Here is a 19,894-nt window from a genome sequence, read left to right as displayed (position 1 = left end):
ACGCTCACGCTCCCCGTACCTTGACGCGCCCGGCGCCCATGGGTGCGGTGGCGCCGTAGCCGCTTTCAATCCACACCGTGCCGGCGGCGACCTGGTCGCTTACCAGAACAGGCAAGCTCGCAATGCCGGCAGTGGTATCGAACTTGCCGGTAGCACCGTCTTCCAGCCCCAGAGGCCCGGCGTCGGAAGGATGAATCATCGCTCGCGGACCTACATTGAGCGGATGGGCCTGCAGCGCGGAAGCGCGGCGCACGACTGCATCGCAGCGATAGATCGCCACGCTGGTGGCAATCTCCAGACCCTCACCGGAAGCATCGACGGACACGCTCTGGCCGGCGACCGGCTTGACCTCGCGTTTGACCAGGCTCGCGCGCAGGCCCGCCAGGTCGGTGAATTCAAACCCTTGCACCGCGGTCTGCCCGCCAAGTTGACCGCCCAGGGCACGCAACACGCGCCAGCCGGCACGCGCCTGGCCCGGGAGCTTCCCAGCCGCTACCGCCGCTTGTTCGCGGCCATCGACGTTGGTCAGGGTGGCGTCGATTTCGGGCAATAGACCGATCGGCAGGATCACGTCGGCGACCGCACGGGTCGACTCGCACGCAAAGTGACTGAACGCGACGACCTGCGCGCTGCCCAACGCCTTCAAGGCGGCGGCGGTATCGGCAAAATCCAGGCCCGGCTCAATCCCGTACAGCAGGTAGGCGGTACGCGGCTCGCGCAGCATGGCGCCAGCGTCGCGCGCGGTGGGCAGCACGCCATGATCGGCCAGTCCAACGGCATTGGCTCCCTGTGGAATGCGGCACAGGCGCGCACCCGTGGCTGCCGCAAAATCGGCTGCGGCGGCCCGGATCGCGGAGGCATGCGGGCTGTTCTCGGCCAGCGCGCCGATAAACACAACGGCGCGCGAAGCCGTCTTGGCCGCATCGCGCAACCCGGTATCGGCAAGCGCTGCCGCCAACCTGGATGGCGCCACGATCTGCTTGCCGGCAAGGTCGAAGGTCTGATCGAAATCAACCGGGTTGACCACGTGGACCTTGGCGCCGTTCTGCCACGCCTTGCGTACCCGTGCATTCACCAGCGGCAGTTCGTGCCGCAGGTTGGCGCCGACGATGAGCACCATGTCCGCCTGTTCGACATCGGCGACCTGCATCTGGAAAACATCGGCGATCGCGGCGTCGGACAGGTCGCACTGACTGAGTCGATGATCGATGTTGCCGGTTCCCAGCAAGTCGCCAAGACGGGTCAGCAAAGCACCCTCCTCATTGGAGGTCGCAGGGTGCACCAGCATCCCCAACTGGTCCGCCGCGTTGTCACGCAGGATGGTCGCGGCTTTCGCCAGCGCCTCCTCCCACGTGGCATCACGCCACTGGCCACCGTCCTTGATCATCGGCTCCAGCGCGCGGTCACTCGCGTACAGGCCCTGATGGGAATAGCGATCGCGATCCGACAACCAGCACTCGTTGACCATGTCGTTGTCACGCGGCACGCTGCGCATCACCTCGCTACGGCGCACGTGCAGGAACAAGTTGCTGCCCAGCGCGTCGTGGTAACCCAGCGACTCGCGCGCCTGCATCTCCCAGGCGCGGGCGCGGAACTGGAATGGCTTGTTGGTCAGCGCGCCGACCGGGCATACATCGATGACGTTGCCGGACAACTCGGTCGTCAACGGCTTGCCGTCGTAGGTGCCGATCTGCAAGTCCTCGCCTCGATACATGCCACCCAACTCGTAGGTCCCGGCGATCTCGGCGGTAAATCGGACACATCGCGTGCAGTGGATGCAGCGGGTCATCTCGGTCGCCACCAGCGGCCCGATGTCCTCATCGGCGACCACGCGTTTGCGTTCCGCGAAACGACTCACCGAGCGGCCGTAACCGAGCGACAGGTCCTGCAACTCGCACTCGCCACCCTGGTCGCAGATCGGGCAGTCCAACGGATGGTTGATCAGCAGGAACTCCATCACGTTGCGCTGCGATTTCAGCGCCTTCTCGCTGCGGGTGCTGACCTTCATGCCATCCATGACCGGCGTGGCGCAGGCCGGCGCGGGCTTGCCCATCTTCTCCACGTCCACCAGGCACATCCGGCAGTTCGCCGCGATCGACAATTTGTCGTGGTAGCAGAACCGCGGGATCGGAATGCCGACCTTGTCCGCGGCCTGGATGATCATCGAACCCTTCGGCGCGGTGGTGGCGACGCCATCGATCTCGATCGCGACATGCCCTTCCGGCACTACTGGGGCGACGCTGGTGTTTTCCGCTTCGGCGCTCATGCCACCTTCTCCACGCGCCCGTCGCGCTGGTCATCCACCAGGAAACGCTTGTTCACGATGGCGTACTCGAACTCCGCCCAGTAATGGCGCAGGAAGCCCTGCACCGGCCATGCCGCGGCTTCACCGAATGCACAGATGGTGTGCCCCTCGATCTGTCCGGCGGATTCGCGCAGCACCTGGAGATCCTCCACGGTCGCGCGCATGTCGACGACGCGGCTGATCATGCGGTACATCCAGCCGGTGCCTTCGCGACATGGCGTGCATTGACCGCAGCTTTCCTTGTAGTAGAACCGCGCGATGCGTTGGCAGGCGCGCACCATGCAGGCGGTCTCGTCCATCACGATCACTGCGCCGGAGCCAAGGCCGGAGCCGGCCTTCTGCAACGCGTCGTAATCCATGGTCAGGCCCATCATGGTCTCGCCCGGCAGTACCGGCATCGAGGATCCACCGGGGATCACCGCCTTGATCTTGTGGCCTGGGCGGATACCCCCGGCCATCTCCAGCAACTCGGAGAACGGTGTACCCAGGCGGATCTCGTAGTTGCCCGGTTTGGCGACGTGGCCGGACACCGAGAACACCTTGGCGCCGCCATTGTTCGGCTTGCCGAGGTTGAGGAACCATTCCGGACCGTTGCGGATGATGGTCGGCACCGAGGCGTAGGTCTCGGTGTTGTTGATCGTGGTCGGCTTGCCGTACAGACCGAAGTTGGCCGGGAATGGCGGCTTGTAGCGCGGTTGGCCCTTCTTGCCTTCCAGCGACTCCATCAATGCGGTTTCTTCACCACAGATATAGGCACCCGCACCCAATGCATTATGGATGTCGATGTCGATACCCGAGCCAAGGATGTCCTTGCCCAGCCAGCCGTTGTCGTAGGCTTCCTTCAGCGCCTGCTCGATACGCTCGAACGGCTCATGGTGGAACTCGCCGCGCAGGTAGTTGTAGGCCACCGTCGAGCCGGTCGCATAGCAGGCGATCGCCATGCCCTCGATCACCGAATGCGGGTTGAAACGCAGGATGTCGCGATCCTTGCAGGTGCCCGGCTCTGATTCGTCGGAATTGCACAGGATGTATTTCTGGACCTCGTCGCCCTTGGGCATGAAGCTCCACTTCAGACCGGTCGGAAAGCCCGCGCCACCGCGTCCCCGCAGACCGGACTGCTTGACCATCTCGACCACGTCGGCCGGCGCGATCTTCTCGTCGAGGATCTTGCGCCAGGCGCTGTAACCACCGGTCTTGAGGTAGTTGTCATACGACCACGGCGTGTCGTAGTGGAGCGTCGTGTACACGACACTGTGCTCCTGCGGAGCAGGACCGACCGGACCGTAGCCCTTGGAATAATCGTGGTGCGCCATGTCCCCTCTCACTCCAGCCCGTCGAGCAGCGCGTCGACCTGCGCCGCATCGAGCTTCTCGTGGTAATGGCCGTTGACCAGCATCACCGGTGCGCCGCAGCAGGCAGCGACGCACTCTTCCTCGCGCTTGAGGAAGACGCGGCCGTCGGCAGTGGATTCACCCAGCTTGCAACCGAGCTTGTTCTCCGCGTGGGCGACCAGGTCTTCGGCGCCGTTGAGCCAACAGCTGATGTTGGTGCAGAAAGCGACGTTGTTGCGGCCCACCGGCTGCAACACGAACATCGAGTAGAAACTCGCCACTTCGTAGGCATGCACCGGCGGCAGGCCCAGGTACTTGGCCACAGCGCAGATCAGCTCGTCGCTCAGCCAGCCATGGTTCTGCTCCTGGGTTGCGAACAACCCCTGGATCACGGCCGAACGCTTGCGCTCGGGCGGGAACTTGGCCACCCAGTGATCGATCTGCGCGCGGGTGTCATCCGACAACGCAACCATCGGGTCGACGTTCTTGCACGCCTCGAAATTTCCAGTCGCTTTCATGCTTTCAAATCCTCAGCGATCGCCACGATCAGCGATCCACCTCGCCGAACACGAGGTCATAGGTACCAATCATCGCCACGGCGTCGGCCAGCATATGGCCCCGGACGACCGTGTCCATTGACGACAGATGCGCGAAACCAGGCGCGCGCAGCTTGACCCGGAAAGGCTTGTTGGCGCCGTCCGATACCAGATAACAGCCAAACTCGCCCTTGGGTGCCTCCACTGCGCAGTAGGTCTCGCCGGCGGGCACGCAATAACCCTCGGTGAAGAACTTGAAGTGATGGATCAACGCTTCCATCGACTCCTTCATTTCCTCACGTTCTGGCGGCCGCACCTTGTAGTTGTCGACCATCACCGGGCCGGGATTCACCCGCAGCCATTTGACGCACTGCTGGATGATCCGGGTCGATTGACGCATCTCGGCGATACGGACCAGGTAGCGGTCGTAGCAGTCACCTTCGGTGCCCAGCGGGATATCGAAATCCATCTCCGCATACTTCGCGTACGGCTGCTTCTTGCGCAGGTCCCAGGCAACACCCGAGCCGCGCAACATCACCCCGGTCATGCCCCAGGCCTTGGCCAGCTCCGGGCTGATCACGCCGATTCCGACGGTGCGCTGCTTCCAGATCCGGTTGTCGGTCAGCAGGGTTTCATACTCGTCCACGCGATGCGGGAAATCGTTGCAGAACGCTTCCAGGTAATCGAGCATCGAGCCATCGCGCCAGTCATTGAAGCGCTTGAGCTTGGCACCCTTGCGCCACGGCGACTCCTTGTAACGCGGCATCTGCCCCGGGAGGTCGCGATAGACGCCGCCGGGCCGGTAGTAGGTCGCGTGCATGCGCGCCCCGGATACCGCTTCGTAGCAATCCATCAACTCCTCGCGCTCGCGGAACGCGTACAGCATCACCGCCATCGCACCCAGGTCGAGGGCGTTGGAACCCAGCCACATCAGATGGTTCAACAGGCGGGTGATCTCATCGAACATGGTGCGGATGTACTGCGCGCGCTCCGGCACCTCGATATCCAGCAGGGTCTCGATCGCACGCACATAGGCGTGCTCGTTGCACATCATCGACACGTAGTCGAGCCGGTCCATGTAACCGATGGACTGGTTGAACGGCTTGGATTCGGCCAGTTTCTCGGTACCGCGATGCAGCAAGCCGACATGCGGGTCGACACGCTGCACGACCTCGCCGTCCATTTCCAGGATCAGGCGCAGTACACCATGGGCGGCCGGATGCTGCGGGCCGAAGTTCATGGTGTAGTTGCGGATCTCCGGACTGCCCTTCAACCCTGAAATCGGGCTGGGGTCGAGTCGGGCCTGGTTGACCAGCGGCATCTGGTGGGTGGGCGTGCTCATGGCTTGACCTCGCGACGGGCCGCCGATTCACCGACAGCAGTCTGGTAACGCGAGTCGTCGCGGATCACACGCGGCACCAATACCCGCGGCTCTATCGATACCGGTTCGTAGATCACGCGCTTCTTTTCTGCGTCGTAGCGGACCTCGACGTTGCCGATCAGCGGGAAGTCCTTCCGGAACGGGTGGCCGATGAAGCCGTAATCGGTAAGGATCCGGCGCAAGTCCGGGTGGCCCTCGAAAATGATGCCGAACAGATCGAACGCCTCACGCTCGAACCAGTTCGCGCCCGCCCAGACCGAGGTCAGCGAGTCCACGACCGGCATCGCGTCATCCGCGGCAAAGGTACGCAGGCGAAGCCGTCGGTTGTGCTGATAGGACAACAGGTGGGCGACCGCGGCAAAACGGCGATCCGGCGCGTCGGCCGCACCGTTGGGCGACTCGCCCCAGACAAAGCGCCCCGGGCCTTTGCCTTCGACGCCGCGCGAGAATCCCTCGAACGTGGCTTCGGTATTCCACTCATCGCTGCCGTAGCTCAGGTAGTCGACGCCGCTGACATCGGTCAGCTGCTCGAAACCGAACTCGTCGCGCAACGCCAGCGCAGCCGCCAGCCACTGCGTCGGATCGACATCCAGGGTGATCTCGCCACGCGGCTCGGCCACCGTCACCAGGCCATCGGCGAAACGCTCGCGCAAGCGATCGGCATACGCTGCAACCGACTCACTCATCCCGCACACCCTGCTTGGCCCCACCAAAGTTGGTGCCACGACGGATCTTCTTCTGCAACTGCAGGATGCCGTACACCAGCGCCTCGGCCGTTGGCGGGCAACCCGGCACGTAAATATCCACTGGCACGATACGGTCGCACCCGCGCACGACGGAATAGGAATAGTGGTAATAGCCGCCGCCATTGGCGCAGCTGCCCATCGAGATCACCCACTTGGGGTCGGGCATCTGGTCGTAGACCTTGCGCAGCGCCGGGGCCATCTTGTTGACCAGGGTGCCGGCCACGATCATCACGTCGGACTGGCGCGGAGACGGGCGGAAGATCACGCCGTAACGGTCCAGGTCCAGGCGCGCCGCGCCGGCGTGCATCATTTCCACCGCGCAACAGGCCAGGCCGAACGACACCGGCCACATCGAGCCGGTTCGCGCCCAATTCCACAGCGCATCCAGGTTGGTGGTGACGAAACCCTGCTGCATCAACGGGTTGTCAGCCTCGGGAAGCAGGATGTCATCAAGGCGCCCTACCGGCACCGGATTGTGCATCAGACCCGAGATGGTCTCACTCACTCCCATTCCAGCGCCCCTTTCTTCCATACATAGATGAAACTCAACAGCAACATGCTGACAAAGATCGCCATCTCGACCAGGCCGACCAGGCCAAGATCCCGGAATACCGTTGCCCACGGCACGATGAAGATGATCTCCAGGTCGAAGATGATGAACTGGATCGCGATCAGGTAGTAGCGCACGTCGAACTGCATGCGCGCATCTTCGAATGCTTCGAATCCGCATTCGTAGGGAGACAGTTTGGCCAGACTCGGGCGCCTGGGGCCGAGCACGTAGCCGGCGACCAACAACACCACGCCAATACCGGTGGCGACAATAAGGAACAACAGGGTCGGCAGATATTCGCCCAGCACTTCCGTTCTCTCTCGGCTACGCCGCGCGAACGCGGACTTGGCTCGGCGGCACCAAACTGCGTAGGTACCGTTGACTAATGCAAACTGGAGTGGTGCCCAAGGGGGGACTCGAACCCCCACGACCTAAGCCGCTACCACCTCAAGGTAGTGCGTCTACCAATTCCGCCACCTGGGCACAATCTCCAAAACCTCCTTCGTCCCTGATTCCGCGCCCCACTCACTGGCAACGACGGTTTTTGGTCATCATGACCGGACACCCGGCGCTCCATGCCGGACGTCACTTTTGCTCCTATTGTATCGCGCTGCCTCAGTTGCCGACGGGTTTCGGTGTCTCTGCGTCGGCGGGGACTGCTGGCACGCCGTCGGCATCGATCGGGGCCTGCACGGGCACGGGTGTCGCCTGCTCCGGCGTTGCGGGAATGGTCGCGGGAACGGCCGCATTCTCCTGGGGCAGTGCGGGCGCAACCGGCACCTGCGACATCACGCCAAGATCCTGACTTGCCGCGGCTGGGCCGAGCACTTTGGTCGCCTGCCACGCCATGAACATGCTGATGCAGAAAAACGTGATGGCCAGCCATTTGGTCGACTTGGACAGGAAACTCGATGCACCGCGCGCGCCGAACACGGTCGCCGAAGCACCGCCGCCAAACCCTGCGCCCGCTTGCGCACCTGCGCCGCGCTGCATCAGGATCATGGCGATCATGGCGATCGCGATAATCAAATAGATGACGTTGAGGAACAACAGCATCGGAAAGCTCTTCAGTCAATCGTCCGGGGTGAACCGGAACCGGTCAGGGCACCAACGCAGCCGCGATGGCGTTGAAGTCGGCAGCTGCCAGTGCGGCGCCGCCAATAAGGCCGCCATCAACGTCCGCTTGTGAAAACAGTGCGGCGGCATTGTCGGCCTTCACGCTACCGCCGTACAGGATCGGCAGCGAGTCAGCGATTCTAGCATCGTGGGCAGCGACTTCGCTACGGATGAATGCATGAACCGCCTGCACCTGCTCCGGAGTCGCGGTCTTGCCGGTACCAATGGCCCATACCGGCTCGTAGGCCACGATCGCGCCATCGAACGCACCGGCTCCGTCCTTGAGCAACGGAGCCAGCTGTTCTTGCAGCCGCCACTCGGTCTGCCCGTCCTCCCGCTCGCTCAGGCTCTCGCCGATGCAAAGGATCGGGGCAAGCCCGGCAGCCTTGGCCGCAAGGAACTTCCCGGCGACCAGTTCGCTGGTTTCATTGTGGTACTGGCGACGTTCCGAATGACCCACCAGGCCATAGCGCGCGCCGATATCGACCAACATTGCCGCGGAAACCTCACCGGTGTAGGCGCCTTTCTGGTTGCGACTGACGTCCTGCGCGCCAAAGACCAGTCCGCGACTTGCATAGCGCGCCACCAGTTCACCCAGATAGGGCATGGGCGGCAGGATGATCCGCTCGACCCCGGGCGAAACGCTCGCAGCGCTGATGGCATCCAGCAATTCCGCGGCGAAATGACGATCACCGTGCAGCTTCCAGTTCCCTGCGACGATCTTGCGACGAGCCATGCCAACTCCGATGTTGAAAGCCGCGATTGTAAAAAACCGCGATTTTGAAGACCGCGATTCTACCCCAGTACCCACTGCGCCGGTTGCGGGACTAGCCAGCGACGGGACTACTTCAAATTGATTTCACGCAAACGCTGGTCCAGGTAATCCTGCGCGCTAATCGGCTCGGGATAACGGCTGGGGTTGTCGGCGGTGATCGTGCCGGGCAACACGTCGATCAGGAAGTCGGGATTCGGGTGCAGGAAGAATGGAACCGAGTAGCGTGGCTGGCGCGCCGCCTCCCCCATGGGGTTCACCACCCGATGTGTGGTCGAGGGATACACGTGGTTGGTCAAACGCTGCAGCATGTCGCCAATGTTGACCACGATGGTGTCGGCCTCCGCGGTGAATGGCACCCACTGCCCGCCGCGCGAGAGCACCTCCAGGCCTGCGGCGCTGGCGCCCACCAGCAACGTGATCAGGTTGATGTCTTCGTGCGCACCCGCGCGCACGTTGGGCACTTGGGCGGAGGTGATCGGCGGGTAATGGATCGGCCGCAGGATCGAATTGCCGGAGTCGATCTTGTCGTCGAACCAATCCGCCGGAAGGTCGATATGCAACGCCAACGCGCTGAGCACCTTCGCGCCCAACCCGTCAAGCGACTGATACAGGCCATAGGCGATCCGATGCAGCTCGGGAATCTCCGACGGCCAGATATTGGGCGGCATGACGCCTGCGTGCCTGGAGTCGCGCGGGATCTCGCGACCGATATGCCAGAACTCCTTCAGGTCATGATGGACGGCACCCTTCGCGGTCTCGACTCCGAACGGCGTGTAGCCACGCGCGCCGCCGCCGCCCGCGACGTGATACCCCCGTTTGACGTCGTCGCGCAGCGCAAACAGGCGCTGGAACACGTCGTAGCTTTCGGCGATCCGGTCAGCCGGGATGCCATGGCCGCGAATCCCGGCAAAACCCCATTCGCGGTAGGCATCGCCGAGCTGCGCGACGAATCCGTCACGTTGCGCCGGATCATCGAAGCGTCGGATGTCAAAAACGGGGATGCGGGTCTGGCTCATGTCCTATCCATTGCAATGAAGCGCTGTGTGGAACGCAGCGCGAACTACTTTTCCTGGGGGCTGCCCTGCTTCGCAGCCTGGCGCACGGCCTCGGCCAGGCGGTCGAGCGTGGATTGCACGAGTTCGGCGCCATCGGCCTCGACGGTGACCCGAACCACCGGCTCGGTGCCCGAGGGCCGCAAGAATGCACGTCCGCGCCCTTTTACCGCCAGCTGCGCGTCGGCCAATGCCGCCTGCACCGATGCCGCCTCGGCAGGACGGGTGCCATTGCTGAAGCGGACATTGACGGTCCGCTGGGGCACCTTTTCCAGCCCGGCCAACGCTTGGGCCAGCTCGACACCACGACGATGCAGCACCTCCAGCACCTGCAACGCGCTGACGATGCCATCGCCAGTACCGCTCTGGTCCAGGCACAGCAGGTGGCCCGAAGCTTCCCCGCCCAGCACCCCGCCATGCGCGACCAGTTGCTGGTGTACGTGACGGTCGCCCACCTTGGCCCGGACAAAACCAATCCCTTCACTCTCGAACGCGCGCTCCAGTCCGTAATTGGTCATCACCGTACCGACCACCGGGCCGCGCAGGCGACCGCTCTGGCGCCAGTCATTGGCCAGCACGTAGAGCAGGTCGTCACCATCGCAAACCTCGCCCTGGCGGTCGACGAACATCACCCGGTCACCGTCACCATCAAACGCAATGCCCAGCACCGCGCCGGTCTCGCGCACCCGTCGGGCCAGCGCCTGCGGGTGGGTCGAACCGACCCCGTCATTGATATTCAGGCCGTTGGGCTCGACCCCGATTGCGTCAACCTGGGCGCCCAACTCACGCAACACCAACGGGGCCAGCTGGTAGGTCGCACCGTTGGCACAATCCAGCACGATGCGCATGCCGCCCAGGTCGAAACCCTTGGGCACGGAGTTCTTGCAGGCCTCCACGTAGCGACCGATCGCGTCGCGGGTGCGCTCGGTCTTGCCCAGTTCCTCCGAGGGCACGGTACTGAAAGGCTCCTCCAGCGATGCCTCGATCGCCAACTCGGTAGCGTCGTCCAGCTTCTCGCCATGCGCGGAGAAAAACTTGATGCCATTGTCAAAATGCGGGTTGTGCGACGCGGAGATCACGATCCCGCCGTCAGCGCGCATCGAGCGGGTCAGATGGGCGACCGCCGGGGTCGGCATCGGCCCCATCAACTGCACATCGACGCCGGCCGCGACCAGACCCGCCTCCAGCGCGGCCTCGAACATGTAGTTCGAGATCCGGGTGTCCTTGCCGATGATCACCACCGGCTTGCGCCACGCGCGCTCGCCCTGCGCCGCGCGCTTGAGCGCAAAGCCGTAAGCGTTGCCCAGCCGCAGCACGAAGTCGGCGGAAATAGCGCCCTCGCCGACCCGGCCACGGATGCCGTCGGTACCAAAATATTTACGACTCATCAGATTTCACTCACGTCATGCCACGTGACGTCATGCCACGTGAAGTCATGCCACGACTTCGGCATCGTCCTGCGGCTGGGGTTGTTTCATCATCATCGCCAACAAGTCGGCAAGCCGGTCGCGCATCTCGCGACGGTCGCAGATCTGGTCGATCGCACCGTGCTCAAGCAGGAACTCGGCGCGCTGGAAGCCCTCAGGCAGCGTCTCGCGCACGGTTTGCTCGATCACGCGCGGGCCGGCGAAACCGATCAACGCCTCCGGCTCGGCCATGTTGATGTCGCCAAGCATCGCAAACGACGCCGACACGCCGCCGAAGCTGGGATTGGTCATCACCGAAATATAGGGCAGCCCGGCTTCACGCAAGCGCCCCAGCGCCGCGGAGGTCTTGGCCATCTGCATCAACGAGAACAGGCCTTCCTGCATGCGCATGCCGCCACTGGAGGAAAAACACACCAAGGGCGAGCCGTCGGCCAGCGCCTGCTCGGCGGCGCGGGCGAAGCGCTCACCGCCGACCGAGCCCATCGAGCCGCCCATAAAGGCGAAGTCCATCGCGCAGGCGACCAGCGGGCGCTGTTTGAGCGTGCCGCGCAAGGCCACCAGCGCGTCGCGTTCGCCGGTGGACTTGTGTGCGGCCTTGAGCCGGTCCGAGTACCTCTTTTGATCCCTGAACTTGAGCACATCGACCGGCGCAAGCTCGGCGGCGATCTCGCTGGTGCTGCCAGGGTCGAACAAGGCCTTGAGCCGTACCCGGGCACGGATCGCCCGGTGGTGGTTGCACTTCGGACAGACCTCCAGGTTCTCCTCCAGCTCCGGCCGGTACAGTACCGCGCCGCACCGGTCGCACTTTTCCCACAAGCCTTCGGGCACGCTGCGACGCTTGGCAGCAGCGGCATCGGTCCGGATGCCGGACGGCATTAATTTCTTGAGCCAGGACATGCGTTTACGAGATTTCCTGTAACGGGTGGCGGGAGCCGGGATCGCCGGCCAACATGCGAGTTTAGCGCAGCGCGCCCTCAGGCCGGACCCGATCCATCGATAGCCTGCCGCAACGGCGCCAGGAAGGCGCCCGCGCGCCGCGCCGCGTCGGCCGGGTCGTCCGCCCCTGCCATCGCCGCGACCAGTGCACTGCCGACCACGACACCGTCGGCCTGGCTCGCCATTGCCGCGGCGCTGGCCTCATCCTTGATGCCGAAGCCGGCAACTACCGGCACCTTACCCAGTGCCCGGATCGCACCCAGGCGATCACTGGCCGTTCCCGAATCCAGATGGTCGGCCCCGGTGACGCCGGCGTAATTGACGTAGTAAAGATACCCGGTCGCCAGCTCGCACAGTTGATCCATGCGTGCCGGCGAGGTCGTGGGCGCCGCCAGCAGGATCAGGTCCAGTCCGCACGCGGCAAACGCGAGCCGGTACTCGGCGGCCTCCTCGGGCGGCAGGTCAACCAGCAACGCACCGTCGATGCCGGCGCTCACCGCCTGCGCGGCGTAGCGCTCGGGCCCACGGACCTCGACCGGGTTGAGGTAGCCCATCAGCACCACCGGCGTCTCATCATCGGTTTCGCGGAACCGCCGCACCGTCTCGAAGACGTAGTTCATCCCGGCCCCGCGGCTGAGCGCACGCTCGGAGCTGTGCTGGATGGTCGGCCCATCCGCCATCGGGTCGGAAAATGGAACTCCGATCTCGATCACGTCGGCCCCGGCGGCCACCAGGGCGTGCATCACCGGCAAGGTCGCCTCCAGCGACGGATCACCGGCGGTGATGAACGGCACCAGCGCCTTGCGGGCGTCGGCTTTCAACTTGGAAAAACGGCTTGCAATACGGCTCATAGCACCATCCCCTCGCGCGCCGCGATGGTGTGCACGTCCTTGTCGCCGCGACCGGACAGGTTGCACAGCACGATCGCGTCTTTGGGCAGTTCACGCGCCAGCTTCACCGCCTGGGCGACCGCATGGCTGGACTCCAGCGCCGGCAGGATGCCTTCGGTACGGATCAGCTGGTGGAAGGCCTGCAGTGCCTCGTCATCGGTGACGCCGATATAGTCGGCGCGCCCGGTTTCCTTCAGGAACGCATGCTCAGGGCCGACGCCCGGGTAGTCCAGGCCGGCCGAGATCGAATGGGTGGGGATGATCTGGCCATCGTCATCGCACAACAGATACGTGCGGTTGCCGTGCAGCACCCCCGGCCGTCCCGCCGCCAGGGACGCGGCATGGCGACCGGTATCCATGCCCTCGCCCGCCGCCTCGGCACCGACAATCCGCACCCCCGGGTCATTCAGGAACGCATGGAAAATCCCGATGGCGTTGCTGCCGCCGCCGACGCAGGCGGTGATCGCATCGGGCAGGCGACCGTACTCGGCCAGCATCTGCTCGCGCGCCTCGCGCCCGACCACGGCGTTGAAGTCGCGCACCATGCGTGGGTACGGGTCGGGCCCGGCCACGGTGCCGATGATGTAGAACGTGTCGGCGACATTGGTGACCCAGTCGCGCATGGCCTCGTTGAGGGCGTCCTTCAAAGTCGCCGGGCCGCTGCTCACCGGCACCACGGTCGCGCCGAGCAACTGCATCCGGTAGACATTGATCTTCTGCCGCTCGATGTCGGTCGCGCCCATGTAGACCACGCATTCCAGCCCCAGACGGGCCGCCACGGTGGCCGATGCAACGCCGTGCTGTCCGGCGCCGGTCTCGGCGATGATCCGGGTCTTGCCCATGCGGCTGGCCAGCAGGGCCTGGCCAATGGTGTTGTTGATCTTGTGCGCGCCGGTATGGTTCAGGTCCTCGCGTTTGAGCAGGATGCGCGCGCCGCCGACCTCGTGGCTCAGCCGCTGTGCGTGGTAGATCGGGCTGGGTCGGCCAACATAATGGGCCAGGTCGCGCTCGAACTCGGCCACGAAAGCCGGGTCGATGCGGGCGGCGTCATAGGCGGCCGCCAGCTCCTGCAAGGGGCCGACCAGGGTCTCGGCCACGAAACGCCCGCCGAAGCGGCCGAAATGTCCGGATGCGTCCGGGAAAGCGTGGTAATCAACGGCGCCAGGGGGCGCCGAAGAGACGGGGGTGGAAGGGTTTATCGCAACGTTGGCAGCGAACCGACCGGGGGGAGATTGGAAGGGCATTTCTCGCTCGTCTGTGGGCCCGGCATCATCACCGCCGGGAGGGTAATCAGTCACCGCGCCAGCTGGCGCAGGTCAGTCTGGCTGGGATCACTCTGGCTGGTAACAGTCGGCGCGCCGAACCTGTTCAACGAAATGTCGCATCTTGTCGCCATCTTTCACACCCGGCGCGCTCTCAATGCCACTGGACACGTCCACGCCCCACGGCAAGGCGGCCTGGATCGCGTCGAATACGTTATTGGCCGACAAACCGCCGGCGAGCACGAATGGTTTCTGCACACCGGCCGGAATCCGCCGCCAGTCAAATACCTTGCCGCTGCCACCGGCGCCGCCGACGTCGTGGCTGTCGAACAGGAATCCGGCGGCGGCGGGATAGCTGCGATGCAGCATCACCGGATGCTCCCGCGCAATCGGACTGCCCATCGGGATCGCCTTCAGGTACGGGACGCCAAAGGCGCTGCAGAAGGCGTCGTCCTCGTTGCCGTGGAATTGCAGCAGGCTCGGTCGGACCTGGCGCACGACCTGGCGGACTTCATCGGCCGGGTTGTCACTGAACAACGCGACCGCATCGACCAGCGGCGCCAGTGCCTGGCGCATCGCACGCGCCTGCTGCGGCGCAACCCGACGCGTGCTTTGGCTGGCAAACACGAACCCGATCGCATCGGCACCCAGTTCGCATGCCAACCGCACGTCACCGGGGCGGGTGAGGCCACAGAACTTCACGCGGGTGCGGAACAGGATGCGGCTCAAGATACGGCCCTCACAATGTGACTTCGGCAGGAAGCAACCATTGTGCAGGGTAGCGCGGCCCGAGAAACACCAGCCCGGCGGAAGGGGCCGTCGGGCCGGCCAGCGCACGATCGCGGCCAGCCAGCAGCTGCGCGATCCATTCTCCCGGCCGCTCGCCACGGCCTACCGGCAACAGGCTGCCGACGATATTGCGGACCATATGGTGCAAAAATCCATTCGCCTGCACCTCGATCGTCACGATGTCGTCGTGTCGGGTGACGCTGATGTCCTGCAAGTCACGTCGCGGATGCGGGGCTTGGCAGTGCACGGTCCGGAACGCAGAAAAATCATGCATGCCCCGCAGTGCCTGGGCCGCCTCATGCATCGCCTCGGCGTCCAGCGGCAGGCGCTCCCAACTCAGGTATTGGCGATGCAGGGCGGGGCGCATCGCGCGGTTGAGTATCCGGTATTGGTAGCGCCGGGCGCGTGCACAGTAGCGGGCATGGAACTCAAACGGAACCGGCACACACCACCGTACGCAGACCGAGGGCGGGAGCCGGCTGCTGGTGCCCAGTACCCAGCTACGGGGTTCGCGCTCCGCGGGACCATCAAAGTGAACCACTTGGGCGGACGCGTGCACGCCCGCGTCGGTCCGGCCCGCGCAGACCGCCGTGATCGGCACGTCGGCAACAAACGACAAGGCCTTCTCCAGCGCGGCCTGGATGGTTGGCTCGCTACGTCGCTCGGGCTTGCCGGGCTTGTTCAACCGCTGCCAGCCGGAAAACCCGCCACCGTCGTACTCGACACCCAGCGCCCAACGTTGCAACGAGGTCGGTAACGGCTCCGGAATCACCGCTCCTGGCCGATCTCGCGCAGCAGTTGCTCCGCCTGCTGGCTGGTAGCCACGTCCCCGCTGAGCACCAGTTCGTCCAGCAGTTGGCGGGCGCTGTCGCGGTCACCCAGCTCAAGGTAGGCACGAGCCAGCTCCAGTCGTTCCAACCCGGGCGCGTCGACGTCGAAATCCGTCTCGGTAGCGGGCGCGGACGAAGGACGATTCAGCTTTTGATCGTCGGATCCCGCATGCCAGACCGGCACTGCAGCGGCCCCGGCCATCAACGACGAGTCACTTGAACCCACCGGCACCTTCGACGGCGACGGCTCGGAACCGGCGGCCGCATTGTCGTTCAGCGGTTTCGGCTCATCCGGCGCACTATCGGATCGGGATGGACTCCGGCCATCGGGGAAACCGCTGGCCAAAGTCGATGGCGCCTGGGCCGTGGTCGAAGGCACACGGAACTTCGGTACCGCGACGGCACGCCGACGCGACCACCAGACGCCCAGCAACACCAGCACCAGCAACCCAATGCCGGCCAGGATCCAGGGCAGCCCGGAAACCGCGCCGCCAGCCTCGGCCGCCTGGGCCTGTGCAAGTTGCTGCTGCACCGCGGTCAACTCGCTGTCCTTCATGGTCAGCAATTTCTGCTGGTCGACCTGGAGTTGTTCGAGTTCAGCGATCCGGCTCTCCATGTCTGCCAGCTGTGCATCGCGTGCGGCCAGCGTCTCGGTTGTCTGTTGCAGTTGTTGTCGCACCATGTCGCCTTCGCCTCCGGCACTGATGCCCGATTGTGGCCCCGTCCGGGTCGCGTCGCTGGCGCCCGGCGGAACGATTTGCAGCCGCGCACCGCTGGCTGCGGCCGACGTCGTCGTTGCCTCTGCGGCGGAGGCCGGGTTGGGTTCGCCTTCACCATCGACCAGGGTCGGTTGTGGCACCGGCTGGCTGGCCATCCGCCAGGCCCGGGTCTGTTCGCGGACCTTCGCCATCGCCTGGGCAGCGTCGATGTCCAACACCTCGGCGGCATCGGGGATCCGCAACACCACGCCTTGTTTGAGCAAGTGGATGTTGCCGCCGATGAACGCCTCCGGATTGGACCGCAACAACGCGATCATGGTCTGGTTGAGATTGCCGCCAAGATCCAGCTGTTGCGCGATCTCCGACAACGTGTCTCCGGCCTGGACCTCGGCGGGGTTGCGTCTGGCCGCAGGCGCAGCCGGCACGGCCGTGGTCGCAACGGACGTGGGCGCCGTTGCGATCGCGCTGGCAGCCAGCTCTGCCGGCTCCTCGGCCGTGGCATTCGCATTGGCATCGGCATCCGGAGCCGCGCCCTGCACCATGGATTCGGGCGGACGCAAGATCGTGTTGGAAGGCGTTACCACCGGTGCATCGACCTGTGGCTGCAACGGTGCCGACACGGTGCGCGGCGCGTCCAGCAGCGTCGAGTACTCACGAACCATCCGACCCTGGCCCCAATCGACCTCGACCAGGAAAGTCAGCAGCGATTCGGTGATCGGTTGGGAACTGGTCACCCGGATCACCGGGTTGCCGGCAGCGTCCAGCGCAGACACGAACTGGAGTCCCGCCACCACCCCTTCGGGCGGGCTGAGCCCCACGCGAGCGAACGTTTCCGGCGACGCCAACCCGACCCGCAACTGTTCCAGCTCGCCGGGATCGTTGGAGATAATTGAAATCTCGGCCAGCAATGGCTCGCCCAGCTTGGACTTCACCTCGATCTGGCCCAGACCCAGCGCAGCCACCGAGCTGCTGGCCAGAGCCAGCATCATTATCAGCACCACGCGCATGAATCGCTTCACCGTCACCCCCGACTAACCGTTGATCGCGACTCTAACGGCCGCACGCACTGGCGGCAATGCAACCTCCTATTCACCCGGCGCCAGCTCGGCCATGACCAGTTCGGCCAGCTGGACGGCATTGAGCGCCGCGCCCTTGCGGATATTGTCTGCCACCACCCATAGCGACAGCCCGCGCGGATGGGAGATGTCCTCGCGGATGCGACCGACATACACCGGATCGGTGCCGGAGGCGTGGGTCACCGCCGTCGGGTAACCGCCATCCACCGGCTCGTCGACTACTTCTATCCCGGGTGCGTCCTGCAGCAGCTTGCGCGCATCTGCCGCCGTCAGCTTCGAACCGGTCTCGATATGCAAGGCCTCGGAGTGGCCGAAGAACACCGGCACCCGGGCCACGGTCGCGTTCACCCCGATCGAGTCATCGTCGAGGATCTTGCGGGTTTCCCAGACCAGCTTCATTTCTTCGGTGGTGTAGCCGTTGTCAGTGAACTCACCGCCCTGGGGAATCACGTTGAACGCAATCTGCACCGGGTAGACCTTCGCCTCGACCTCGCGAAAATTGAGCATCCCGGCGGTTTGCCGGCCCAACTCTTCCAGCGCCTGTTGACCGGTGCCCGACACCGACTGGTAGGTCGCCACGTTGATGCGCTCGATGCCCACGGCGCGGTGGATCGGCGCCAGGGCGACCAGCATCTGCATGGTCGAGCAGTTCGGGTTGGCGATGATCCCGCGTGGCCGGTTGCGCGCGGCTTGCGGATTCACCTCGAACACCACCAGCGGCACGTCGTCGTCCTGGCGGAATGCCGATGAGTTGTCGATCACCACCGCACCGGCAGCCACGAACTTCGGCGCATGCAGCTTCGACACCTCGGCGCCGGCGGAGAACAAGGCAATATCCACCCCGGCCGGATCGAACGTGGCCAGGTCCTGCACGACCAGTTGGCGGGCGCCGTACTCGAGCTTCTCGCCAGCGGAGCGCTCACTGGCCAATACATGCAGCTGACCGACCGGGAACTGACGCTCGGCAAGGATCTTCAGCATCGCGGTGCCGACAGCGCCGGTGGCGCCAACGACAGCTACGTTCACGGTCTTGCTCATCGAATTACCTGGGAAGTAGGAAGGAACATCATTCGGACGCGGTGCCCGGGATACGCGGAGAAACGTCGCCGACATCGCCGCATTGCGCACGGTGGCGCAGCGCCTGGTCGATCAGCACCAACGCGACCATCGCCTCGCAGATCGGCGTGGCACGGATACCGACGCAAGGGTCGTGGCGGCCGGTGGTGACCACCTCTACGGGGTTGCCGTGCACGTCCACGCTGTCCACCGGCAGGCGCAGGCTGGAAGTGGGCTTGAACGCGACCGAGCAACGCAACCGCTGGCCGGTGCTGATGCCGCCCAGGATCCCGCCCGCGTGATTGGATTCGAACCCGGACTGGCGGATGGCGTCGCGATGCTGGCTGCCCTTCTGCCCGACACAAGCGAAACCGTCGCCAATCTCCACGCCCTTGACCGCGTTAATGCCCATCAACGCGCCAGCCAACTCGCCATCTAGCTTGCCGTAGATCGGCTCGCCCCACCCCGGCGGCAGCCCGTCGGCGATGACGTCTATCCGCGCACCGACCGAATCACCGGACTTGCGCAGCGCGTCCATGTACGTCTCCAGCGCCGGTACCTGCGCGGCATCCGGCCAGAAGAACGGGTTGTCTTCGATCACCGACAAGTCAATGGCGCCGGGCGTGATATCGCCGATCTGCGACAGGAATCCCTGCACCCTCACGCCATATCGATCAGCCAGCCACCTCTTCGCGATCACCCCGGCGGCGACCCGCATCGTGGTCTCGCGCGCGGACGAGCGGCCGCCACCGCGCGGGTCGCGGATCCCGTATTTCTGCCAGTAGGTGTAGTCGGCATGACCCGGGCGGAACTGCTCGGCGATCTTCGCGTAATCCTTGCTGCGCGCATCGGTGTTGCGGATCAACAGCGCGATCGGGGTCCCGGTGGTGACGCCTTCATGCACGCCCGAGAGGATCTCGACCTCATCGGCTTCATGCCGGGCGGACGTATGCCGGCTCTTGCCGGTAGCGCGACGGGCCAGGTCGTGGCGGAAGTCGTCCGCGGCAATCGCCATGCCCGGGGGACAGCCATCGATCACGCAGCCGATCGCCGGCCCGTGGCTTTCGCCGAAGGTGGTGACCGCGAATATCTTCCCGAAGGTGTTGCTGGCCAATGG

At 64.8% G+C, this 19,894-nt stretch carries 19 protein-coding genes and 1 tRNA gene; all 20 read right to left on the bottom strand.

What is annotated here, in order from left to right; all coding sequences use genetic code 11:
• Positions 1-4 precede the first annotated feature (4 nt).
• The 20 genes from nuoG to aroC all read right to left on the bottom strand — a co-directional run bounded on the left by nuoG (position 5) and on the right by aroC (position 19,891).
• Complete coding sequence (gene nuoG / locus ACW7G0_RS04920) at positions 5-2,266, bottom strand: NADH-quinone oxidoreductase subunit NuoG (protein ID WP_456988010.1); 2,262 nt, start codon at positions 2,264-2,266, stop codon at positions 5-7.
• Positions 2,263-3,618, bottom strand: coding sequence for an NADH-quinone oxidoreductase subunit NuoF (gene nuoF / locus ACW7G0_RS04915; RefSeq protein WP_456988008.1), 1,356 nt, complete (start codon positions 3,616-3,618; stop codon positions 2,263-2,265). The genes nuoG and nuoF overlap by 4 nt, the downstream gene beginning before the upstream one ends.
• Positions 3,619-3,626: 8 nt before the next feature.
• Positions 3,627-4,154: an NADH-quinone oxidoreductase subunit NuoE gene (gene nuoE / locus ACW7G0_RS04910; protein WP_456961722.1), complete on the bottom strand. Its 528-nt coding sequence runs from the start codon at positions 4,152-4,154 to the stop codon at positions 3,627-3,629.
• A gap of 28 nt (positions 4,155-4,182) precedes the next feature.
• A complete protein-coding gene (locus tag ACW7G0_RS04905; protein ID WP_456962967.1) occupies positions 4,183-5,412 on the bottom strand; it encodes an NADH-quinone oxidoreductase subunit D in 1,230 nt (409 codons plus the stop codon).
• 98 nt (positions 5,413-5,510) lie between these two features.
• On the bottom strand, positions 5,511-6,239 hold the full coding sequence (locus ACW7G0_RS04900; protein WP_456988007.1) for an NADH-quinone oxidoreductase subunit C: 729 nt from the start codon (positions 6,237-6,239) through the stop codon (positions 5,511-5,513).
• A complete protein-coding gene (locus ACW7G0_RS04895) occupies positions 6,232-6,810 on the bottom strand; it encodes a NuoB/complex I 20 kDa subunit family protein (RefSeq protein WP_456961724.1) in 579 nt (192 codons plus the stop codon). The genes ACW7G0_RS04900 and ACW7G0_RS04895 overlap by 8 nt, the downstream gene beginning before the upstream one ends.
• Positions 6,801-7,157 (bottom strand): NADH-quinone oxidoreductase subunit A, encoded by a 357-nt coding sequence (locus ACW7G0_RS04890; RefSeq protein WP_456961725.1) that lies wholly within the window; start codon positions 7,155-7,157, stop codon positions 6,801-6,803. Before ACW7G0_RS04890 ends, ACW7G0_RS04895 begins: the two co-directional genes overlap by 10 nt.
• Positions 7,158-7,247: 90 nt before the next feature.
• A tRNA-Leu gene (locus ACW7G0_RS04885) sits at positions 7,248-7,332 on the bottom strand.
• Between the two features lie 132 nt (positions 7,333-7,464).
• On the bottom strand, positions 7,465-7,905 hold the full coding sequence (secG, locus tag ACW7G0_RS04880; RefSeq protein ID WP_456988005.1) for a preprotein translocase subunit SecG: 441 nt from the start codon (positions 7,903-7,905) through the stop codon (positions 7,465-7,467).
• 43 nt (positions 7,906-7,948) lie between these two features.
• Positions 7,949-8,701, bottom strand: a complete 753-nt coding sequence (gene tpiA / locus ACW7G0_RS04875; protein ID WP_456988003.1) for a triose-phosphate isomerase — start codon at positions 8,699-8,701, stop codon at positions 7,949-7,951.
• Positions 8,702-8,808: 107 nt separating this feature from the next.
• On the bottom strand, positions 8,809-9,756 hold the full coding sequence (locus ACW7G0_RS04870; protein ID WP_456988002.1) for an isopenicillin N synthase family dioxygenase: 948 nt from the start codon (positions 9,754-9,756) through the stop codon (positions 8,809-8,811).
• Positions 9,757-9,800: 44 nt separating this feature from the next.
• Positions 9,801-11,183 (bottom strand): phosphoglucosamine mutase, encoded by a 1,383-nt coding sequence (glmM, locus tag ACW7G0_RS04865; protein ID WP_456989453.1) that lies wholly within the window; start codon positions 11,181-11,183, stop codon positions 9,801-9,803.
• Between the two features lie 42 nt (positions 11,184-11,225).
• Positions 11,226-12,116, bottom strand: coding sequence for an acetyl-CoA carboxylase, carboxyltransferase subunit beta (gene accD, locus ACW7G0_RS04860; RefSeq protein WP_456979622.1), 891 nt, complete (start codon positions 12,114-12,116; stop codon positions 11,226-11,228).
• A 77-nt stretch (positions 12,117-12,193) separates the two neighbouring features.
• On the bottom strand, positions 12,194-13,006 hold the full coding sequence (gene trpA, locus ACW7G0_RS04855) for a tryptophan synthase subunit alpha (RefSeq protein WP_456988001.1): 813 nt from the start codon (positions 13,004-13,006) through the stop codon (positions 12,194-12,196).
• Positions 13,003-14,244, bottom strand: coding sequence for a tryptophan synthase subunit beta (trpB, locus tag ACW7G0_RS04850; RefSeq protein ID WP_456989452.1), 1,242 nt, complete (start codon positions 14,242-14,244; stop codon positions 13,003-13,005). The genes trpA and trpB overlap by 4 nt, the downstream gene beginning before the upstream one ends.
• A gap of 132 nt (positions 14,245-14,376) precedes the next feature.
• Positions 14,377-15,036, bottom strand: a complete 660-nt coding sequence (locus ACW7G0_RS04845; protein ID WP_456987999.1) for a phosphoribosylanthranilate isomerase — start codon at positions 15,034-15,036, stop codon at positions 14,377-14,379.
• Positions 15,037-15,046: 10 nt separating this feature from the next.
• On the bottom strand, positions 15,047-15,841 hold the full coding sequence (gene truA, locus ACW7G0_RS04840) for a tRNA pseudouridine(38-40) synthase TruA (protein WP_456987997.1): 795 nt from the start codon (positions 15,839-15,841) through the stop codon (positions 15,047-15,049).
• Positions 15,842-15,864: 23 nt separating this feature from the next.
• A complete protein-coding gene (locus ACW7G0_RS04835) occupies positions 15,865-17,664 on the bottom strand; it encodes a type IV pilus assembly protein FimV (RefSeq protein WP_456987995.1) in 1,800 nt (599 codons plus the stop codon).
• 66 nt (positions 17,665-17,730) lie between these two features.
• Positions 17,731-18,759 carry an aspartate-semialdehyde dehydrogenase gene (locus ACW7G0_RS04830; RefSeq protein ID WP_456987993.1) on the bottom strand — a complete coding sequence of 343 codons (1,029 nt, stop codon included), beginning with the start codon at positions 18,757-18,759 and terminating at the stop codon, positions 17,731-17,733.
• A gap of 28 nt (positions 18,760-18,787) precedes the next feature.
• Positions 18,788-19,891: a chorismate synthase gene (gene aroC, locus ACW7G0_RS04825; protein ID WP_456987992.1), complete on the bottom strand. Its 1,104-nt coding sequence runs from the start codon at positions 19,889-19,891 to the stop codon at positions 18,788-18,790.
• Positions 19,892-19,894 lie beyond the last annotated feature (3 nt).

This window comes from Lysobacter sp. A286, assembly GCF_054052105.1.
The sequence above is the reverse complement of the archived record's forward strand: the minus strand, read 5'-3'. Positions and strand labels throughout refer to the sequence as shown.

Coding starts and splice junctions, on each gene's coding strand:
- nuoG (WP_456988010.1), bottom strand. CDS start 2,266: ATGAGCGCCGAAGCGGAAAACACCAGCGTCGCCCCAGTAGTGCCGGAA.
- nuoF (WP_456988008.1), bottom strand. CDS start 3,618: ATGGCGCACCACGATTATTCCAAGGGCTACGGTCCGGTCGGTCCTGCT.
- nuoE (WP_456961722.1), bottom strand. CDS start 4,154: ATGAAAGCGACTGGAAATTTCGAGGCGTGCAAGAACGTCGACCCGATG.
- ACW7G0_RS04905 (WP_456962967.1), bottom strand. CDS start 5,412: ATGAACTTCGGCCCGCAGCATCCGGCCGCCCATGGTGTACTGCGCCTG.
- ACW7G0_RS04900 (WP_456988007.1), bottom strand. CDS start 6,239: ATGAGTGAGTCGGTTGCAGCGTATGCCGATCGCTTGCGCGAGCGTTTC.
- ACW7G0_RS04895 (WP_456961724.1), bottom strand. CDS start 6,810: ATGGGAGTGAGTGAGACCATCTCGGGTCTGATGCACAATCCGGTGCCG.
- secG (WP_456988005.1), bottom strand. CDS start 7,905: ATGCTGTTGTTCCTCAACGTCATCTATTTGATTATCGCGATCGCCATG.
- tpiA (WP_456988003.1), bottom strand. CDS start 8,701: ATGGCTCGTCGCAAGATCGTCGCAGGGAACTGGAAGCTGCACGGTGAT.
- ACW7G0_RS04870 (WP_456988002.1), bottom strand. CDS start 9,756: ATGAGCCAGACCCGCATCCCCGTTTTTGACATCCGACGCTTCGATGAT.
- accD (WP_456979622.1), bottom strand. CDS start 12,116: ATGTCCTGGCTCAAGAAATTAATGCCGTCCGGCATCCGGACCGATGCC.
- trpA (WP_456988001.1), bottom strand. CDS start 13,006: ATGAGCCGTATTGCAAGCCGTTTTTCCAAGTTGAAAGCCGACGCCCGC.
- ACW7G0_RS04830 (WP_456987993.1), bottom strand. CDS start 18,759: ATGAGCAAGACCGTGAACGTAGCTGTCGTTGGCGCCACCGGCGCTGTC.